The organism is Xanthovirga aplysinae, assembly GCF_009711365.1.
In the GTDB taxonomy this organism is placed as follows: Bacteria; Bacteroidota; Bacteroidia; order Cytophagales; family Cyclobacteriaceae; genus Xanthovirga; species Xanthovirga aplysinae.
In genome coordinates, this window is sequence record NZ_SMMB01001062.1 from 1 (window position 1) to 7,213 (window position 7,213).

The 7,213-nt window shown below is 38.0% G+C and carries 3 protein-coding genes; 2 read left to right on the forward strand and 1 reads right to left on the reverse strand.

The genetic code is table 11. The features are described 5' to 3' along the window. A partial coding sequence (locus E1171_RS11815; protein ID WP_155206210.1) for a SusC/RagA family TonB-linked outer membrane protein occupies nt 1–3,051 on the forward strand: 3,051 nt, incomplete at its 5' end. Nucleotides 3,052–3,124: 73 nt separating this feature from the next. Further along, nucleotides 3,125–4,672 (forward strand): SusD/RagB family nutrient-binding outer membrane lipoprotein, encoded by a 1,548-nt coding sequence (locus E1171_RS11820; protein WP_155206211.1) that lies wholly within the window; start codon nt 3,125–3,127, stop codon nt 4,670–4,672. 241 nt (nt 4,673–4,913) lie between these two features. On the opposite strand, the gene E1171_RS11825 is transcribed toward E1171_RS11820, so the two are convergent. After that, the gene (locus E1171_RS11825) at nt 4,914–6,536 is read right to left on the reverse strand and encodes a sulfatase-like hydrolase/transferase (RefSeq protein ID WP_155206212.1); all 1,623 of its coding nucleotides are present in this window, start codon (nt 6,534–6,536) and stop codon (nt 4,914–4,916) included. Nucleotides 6,537–7,213 lie beyond the last annotated feature (677 nt).

Genomic DNA, 7,213 nt, shown 5'->3' on the forward strand with positions numbered 1-7,213 from the left:
TGGGCTCAGGATCAGAATGTCTCTGGTGTGGTGACATCAGAAGAAGATGGACTTGGACTGCCAGGTGTGAACGTGGTGATTAAAGGAACATCCAATGGTGTACTAACAGATTTTGATGGAAAATACTCTGTTAGTGTACCTGAGGGTGGTACATTGGTATTCTCTTTTGTGGGGATGGTAACTCAAGAAATTGAAGTGGGTTCAAAATCCATAATTGATGTGGCATTGGCATCAGATGTGAAACAACTGGAAGATGTAGTTGTAACAGCCATTGGTATTGAAAAGGAGAAGCGTACCTTAGGATACGCAGTACAGAACGTAGATGCTAATGACCTTCGAAATGCCCAAGAATCTAACTTGGTGAATGCTTTGGCAGGTAAGGTAGCTGGTGTTCAGATTAATTCATCTGGAGGGCAGGCAGGTTCCTCTTCCAGGATCACTATTCGAGGTTCTTCTTCCTTAACAGGAAGTAATCAGCCATTATTTGTAGTGGATGGGGTGCCAATGAATAACAGCGAGAATGTGGGTAACCCAAATGAGTCCACCTTATTTAACGGAACAGCGACAAACAGGATAGCCGATATTGATCCTAACAATATTGCAGATATGAGTGTCTTAAAGGGAGCTGCTGCTACCGCGCTTTATGGATCAAGAGGGGCTAATGGAGTGATCATGATTACTACCAAAAGAGGGTCAAGCAATAAGCCTACCATCAATGTAAGTTCAAAAGTAGGGGTCTCTGAGGCTATAATTAGTGGTTATCAGAATTCCTATTTGCAAGGAAATAATGGTTTATATAGAAACGGTTTGCCTGAAGGTCAAGGTGGATATGCTGAAGAGGAAGGTGCAAACCCTCAGACTACTACAAGTTGGGGGCCTCATAAAGATCAAGTGAGTCAGGCAGTTATTGACGCCATTGGAATGCCGCAGGTCTACGATCCACGAGAGGAGTTTTTCAGAACAGGGTTAAGTTTAGAAAATAATATTAACCTAAGTGGAGGTAAGGAGAATTTGACTTATTATATGTCATATTCTAATTTGGATGAAAAAGGTATTGCTCCTGGAAATGAATTTATTAGAAATTCCTTCAACACAAGACTGGATGGAAAGTTAAGTGATAAATTAACCTATGCGGGGTCCTTAACTTATACAAACTCTCAAAATGATCGTTTGCCAGAAGGAAATGGATCAAGATCTTATATGTATAATTTATTTTCCTGGCCAATCAGTCAAAATATTAATAACTACTTGACAGAGGATGGAGAACAATACGCTTATAGTGCTTCCCGAAACAATCCATTTTGGTTGGTCGATCACAACCTAAGAAGAAGTGTGGTGGATCGTTTCTTCTTAACGCAAACCTTTACTTATGAAATTGCGCCTTGGTTAAAAGTTTCAAATGTATTTGGTTATGACACCTATACAGATCAGACCACAGAAGAAACAGATATTGGTACAGTGGGCGCTCCTGATGGACGTATGTCAACAGGTACTATAAAAAATCAGGAATACAATAATGACCTTTTGTTTATCTTTAATAAAGATCTAAGTGATAAAATCAATTTGAATGGTATTGTAGGGGGAAATCTTAATGTCAGAAATTTCCACAGAGAATTTATTTGGGGTCAAGAGTTGAGTATTCCTGGATTCTTCGATATCTCTAATGCCAGTAGTGTTAATGCATTTGAGTTTGATTCACAGTACCGTCAATTAAGTGCTTTTGCTCAGGCAACCTTAGAATATGACGACATGGTGTTCTTAAATGTGAGTGGACGTAATGACTGGTCTTCTTCACTTCCTTTAGATGCTAGAAGTTTCTTTTATCCATCCGTATCCCTAGGTTTTGATTTTACCAGAGCATTGGGTATTTCTGATAATAATATTTTGTCATATGGTAAAATTAGAACATCCTGGGCCCAAGCTGGTAATACTGCCGATCCTTATGGAGTCGATCAGACCTTCGAGCAGGTTGCCCCTGGTGATGGAGTTAGAGGTACTATCTCAGTGCCAACTCAGGGATATAATGGTTTCTTGATCAATAATACTTTAGCTAATAATTTTCTTACGCATGAGTTGACTACGGAAAAAGAAATCGGTGCGGATTTGAGATTCTTTAATGGAAGATTGGGAGTTGATTTTACTTATTATGATAAAGTGACTGATGACCAGATTATTCCGGCTCCAACTGCACCGTCTGTAGGTTATACATCTCAGGTATTGAATGTTGGAGAAGTACAAAATAAAGGTATAGAGTTAACTCTTACCGGTACACCTGTTGATATGAAAAATGGCTTTCGATGGGATATTCAACTGAATTATGCCAAGAATAAAACAGTCGTAAATGAATTAGCGGAGGGTGTGGAGTCCATCTTCATGTATGGGTTTACTTCTCCTCAAATTCGTGCAGATGTTGAGAATGGTTATGGAGTAATTTGGGGACAACCTTTTGCAAGAACAGAAGATGGCCAATTGATCATTGGTGAAGATGGCTTGCCAACTTATGCGGATGAATTGGGTGTTATCGGGCAAACACAACCTGATTGGACAGGTGGTATCCGTAATACATTCAGCTATAAGGGATTGACTTTATCTGCCTTGTTTGATGCAAGAATGGGTGGTGATATTATGAACATGGACTTGTATTACGCTTCTTACTATGGTACTCCTGAAGTAACAGAGGACAGAGGAAGTAAAATAGTTTGGGAAGGTGTAACGGCAGATGGGCAACCAAACACAAAAGAGGTGACAAAAGACCAAGCTTATTATCAGAATTTTTATTCTTCTTCAGATGAGTTGTTTGTTGAGGATGGTAGCTTCGTCAAATTAAGAGAGTTAAGTTTAAGTTATAATTTGCCTTCTAAATGGTTGAAAAAGACGCCTTTCCAAGCGGTTAGTTTCTCTGCAACAGGTAGAAACTTGTTTATCTGGAGTAACTTCTCTTATTGGGATCCGGAAGGTAACCTAGGTGGAAATGGAAATGGACAAGGCTTCTACCATGCTGTTACGCCTGGTACAAGATCTTACTCCTTTGGTTTGAATGTCACTTTATAAAGTTCAAGAAATGGACACATATAGTGATTATTAAATTCTTTAAATAAAGCCATTTTTTAAAATTTAAGCGAATATGAAAAAGATAAATATATTATTTTTAAGCTTACTTACGCTGTTTTTTAGCGCATGTGACGATTTTTTGGATGTAAATACCGATCCAAATAATCCTACAGAAGTTTCCGAACCTTTATTGTTGACAGGGATTATAACAACCTTTGCCTATGAGATGGTAGGAGGTACACCAGTACGGGTTTCTAGTAACTGGGTGCAGCAAACTGCATATAATACTGATATTCCTCACCAAGGGACTTATCAAATGACGGAGAATGATGTCAATAATACTTGGACTTTTACTTCTTATCCACTCATGGAGAACTGTAGGGTTTTGGCAGAGCTTGCAGCAGAGCATGAGGCCTATGATTATGAAGGAATTGCTAAAATTATTTGGGCGTGGAATTTAAGTATTACTACGGATTTGTATGGTAATGTTCCTTATTCTCAAGCATGGAAACCTTTAGAATTTCCTCAGCCTGCATACGATAATCAAAAGGATGTTTATTCCGCTATGCAGGCCATGTTGGACGAGGGCATTGCAGCAATTGATAAAGGGTCTAATTATGGGACTAAAGTAGGTGGTGAAGATTTTATTTACCAGGGAGATCTGGCAAAATGGAAAAAATTAGCCTATACCCTAAAAGCTAGACTGCACTTAAGATTGACTTATGCACCTGGCATGGATCCGGTTCAGCAGGCAGATCTTGCCTTAGCGGCTTTAGGGAATGCATTTGTTAGTAATGATGACGATGCGCAGTATGGGTATTTATCTGATCCTGGACAGGAGAACCCTTGGTACCAATATGCTATCGATGGTAAGTGGACTCTTCGTTACCAAATGAGTGATCACTACATTGAACTTTTAAAGGGATTAAATGATCCAAGAATACATGCTCAGGCTGATCTTGTTGCGGCAGAGGAAGATGAAGAAGGAAATGTGGTAGTGCCTGCTCAATATGTAGGACATGTAAATGGTACTGTAGCTCAGACTGTTGGATCAATATCTCCTTTAGGTTCATTTTACAGTGCTGCAGATGCTCAATTATATATGATTACCTATCCTGAAGTTAAATTCATGGAGGCAGAAGCTAAATTCATAAAGCGTGATATTGCTGGTGCCGAAGTTGCTTATCAGGAAGGTATTAGAAACTCATTTGATAAATTGGCAACAGGCATTATAGAAGGTGGAATTGCTAGTGGTGAGCTTGCAGAAGATGCGACCGTCACAGCTTTGGTTGATGAGTACATTAATGCTCATGGAACATTGGCTACTGCCAGATCTGAAGCTTACAATCAGATTATGACTCAAAAGTATATTGCTAACTTCTTGAACTTCGAAGCCTATAATGACTGGAGAAGAACAGGATTCCCTGAAATTTCAGTTGTTCCTGAGCCATTTGTTGCGGCATTAACTACTCCTGCATTAAGATGGAGTTACCCTTCTAATGAAATTAGCTATAATGCTACTAATTTTGCAGCTCAAAATGTGCCTATTGGTTCCAATGCAGGGACCGTGCCAGTATGGTGGGATTCTTGCGATGATTGTGTTAATCAAGTAATTAACTAAATACCTTGGCTGATATAAATCACTGAAAGGCTTAATTTAAGGCAAAAAAGCGGTGTGTATATTCTATACGCACCGCTTTTTTATTGTTTTTTTATGCACCTCTCGTATAAATCTATATTCATAATGCATTATCTATTCTAGTGTTAAAATAAAAATTATTTACTTTTATAAGTAAAATTAGCGCTTGTAAAGGAAATATTCCTTCATTGGATATTGCCTTTTCGATTAGCACTTTTAACATTCACAAAGGAAAATAGAAATCACCATCCTCGGTTTTAAAGCGGAATTTCATCACATGAGGCCACAAGGGGGAAACCAGTTGTTTTTCCCACACATTTAAGTCTTCAAGCAAATCTTTAACAACAGCCGGCTTTTTTTCCAGAAGGTTTTTTTGTTCTGTTTTGTCTTTATTGAGATTGTATAAAACCGCATTGTCAGACTCTTCATCTATGATTAATTTCCATTGGTCTTTTCGGATTGCTTTTAGCTTCCCCGTTCTCCAGTAAAGGGCTTTATGAGGTGGGCTTATTTTTTGACCATTTAAATGGGGAATCAGATTGGTTCCATCAAAGGGGCGATCGTCAGGTAATTTACTGGATGAAGCTGCTGCCGAGGTTGCAAAAATATCTAAAGCGGAAACAGGGGCTTTATAATGAGTGGATGCAGGGATTTGCCCTTTCCATTGCATCATGAAGGGCACATTCACTCCTCCTTCGAAGTTGGTAAATTTTCCTCCTTTTAGGGGAGCATTATCGGTTGCCCGGGTGTAGGTGGCACCACCATTGTCACTGATAAAAAAGACGAGGGTGTTTTCTTCCAATTCAAGTTCTTTTAATTTATCCATGATTTTTCCTACGGCTTCGTCCAAGGCGGCAATCATGGCATAATACACTCTTTTATTGCGATCAGAAATGTGGGTCAATTGATCAAAGTGCTCCTGGGTGGCTTGAAATGGGGTGTGAGGGGCAGAAAAAGGAACATAAAGGAAAAAGGGTTTGTTTTGATGTTTTTCCATGAATTGTGTGGCCTCTTCTGCAATTCGAGGTGTTAGATATTCATCTTCCTCAATGATTTTATCATTTCTTCGTAAAGCGCTGGTGCCCTTACGACCTTTTTTCCAAATAAATTGGTCAGAAAAGTCAAAATCATGCTTTTGATTCACTATGCCCGGTTTGTCGGGAGGAGCATATAGTGAATAGGCCTCGTAAAAACCATACTGATAGTGGAACCCTCGATTATTTGGGATAAGGTCTTTGCTATAACCTAGATGCCATTTTCCTATGATGGCCGTTTGGTATCCTTGTTTTTGAAGTAATTCGGCAAGGGTAATTTCCGTCAAAGGCAACCCTTGTTTGTGCATATGCTCTTGTGAAGGCTTGGTGGGATTGTTATTGACTAACCAGTTTCCAGTTTTAACAAAGTATTTAAAGGCCAGGTATTCCAAACGATTTTTGGGATAGCGTTCATGAATGATGTATTCATATCCAAATCGTTGTTGGTACCGGCCCGTCATCAAACCAGCTCGGGAAGGGCTGCAAATAGGGGAGGTGATATAACCTTCTTCAAAAGTTACTCCATTTTGCCCTATGGCATCAATGTTTGGGGTGTGAATGAAAGGGCTTCCATAATGAGAAATATCTGTTTTTCCCAAATCATCTGCAACGATAAGTAGGATATTGGGCAATTGGGTAAGATCTTGTTCTTCCTTGGAATGATCTCTTAAGAAACTTTCTCGTACTGCTATCTTTTCTTTATCAAAATGAATAGGGTGTTTGTCACTGCTTAATGGCCATAACAAATAGGCAAGGAGGAGACCGATTATAATCAGGAATAGTCCGAATCTTTTTTTATTAATTAAGAGCAAGGGTAATTTGGTAGGTTAGATTGTTGAAAGGAAATTAAATTTTGGAATAATGCACCACCCTCTAAACTGCACAGTTTATAAGCAGTCATTTTGGTCTAAAATAGCTAAAAAAGTCAAGATATTGTATTGCTTGTTAAAGAAAACATACAAAATATTATCGAATAATACTCATGGACTAGTTGTTGTTTTTATTGGTGTTATTATTCAAGTGGGGGTCTTTTATCCTATTTGGTTGTGAAAAAGAAATATAATTTAGTGTAACTTTTTGGTATTAATTTGTTAGAATAAATTCTGATTCTTTTTAATTATTAATAATTAGTATTTATCCCATTTATTATTTTTTATCGCATAATGTTGAGAATTGGCGGAAGCCCTAAGAGTTCATATTAAAATATTTCCTCCTAGAATTAGTAGTTTATTTTTAAATACTTTGTAGAAGACCCATAAATGAGCAAGGATCCCATTTTTTGATATTCATTTATTCACAAATATTTTGAATTTTGTCCATATGATTTTATCCAGTTTTTGGGGGATCCAATGGGTGGAGAAATTATATATCGGACTTGTGGATGTTTAAATATTTTTTATTCTATTCTGGTACCACTTGTTTTTATCAAGATTGCTGTAATGGCCTATCCTTTTGCTACGTTAAGCTTTATTAAATTGAAAAATATAAG